Origin of the sequence: Pseudomonas sp. AMR01, assembly GCF_041946035.1 — a bacterium.
Taxonomy (GTDB): Bacteria; Pseudomonadota; Gammaproteobacteria; order Pseudomonadales; family Pseudomonadaceae; genus Aquipseudomonas; species Aquipseudomonas antarctica_B.
Map to the genome: position 1 here is coordinate 1 of NZ_JAUTYR010000165.1, position 540 is coordinate 540.

The window sequence follows — 540 nt, forward strand, 5'->3', positions numbered from 1 at the left end:
TTGACCTTCCGCTCTTGGTCGGGGTGGACCGGGCGCGAGACACCCTGCTGGCCAACACACGCCAATTTGCCGCCGGACTGCCCGCAAATAACGCCCTGCTCTGGGGTGCGCGTGGTATGGGAAAATCTAGCCTTGTGAAGGCGATACACGCAGATGTTCATGCATCACATGAAGATCTGCGCATTGTCGAATTGCAACGCGAAGACCTGCCGTCGGTCGGGCGTCTGCTGAACCTCCTTCGCGGAGCGTCACAGCGGTTCATCCTGTTTTGCGATGACCTTAGCTTTGGCCACGACGACGCACATTACAAATCGCTCAAGGCCGTGCTTGATGGCGGCATTGAGGGACGCCCGGATAACGTGGTGCTCTATGCCACCTCGAACCGGCGCCACCTTATGCCACGTGACATGATCGAAAACGAACGGGGCAGCGCGATAAACCCGTCAGAAGCGGTGGAAGAGAAGGTCTCTCTGTCAGACCGTTTCGGTCTTTGGCTCGGCTTCCACCCCTGCGACCAAGAGCAATATCTCACGATGATCC

General features: G+C 58.0%; 1 protein-coding gene. It reads left to right on the forward strand.

Annotated features, from left to right (window positions below):
• A partial coding sequence (locus Q7C20_RS27065; protein ID WP_375071226.1) for an ATP-binding protein occupies window positions 1–540 on the forward strand: 540 nt, incomplete at both ends.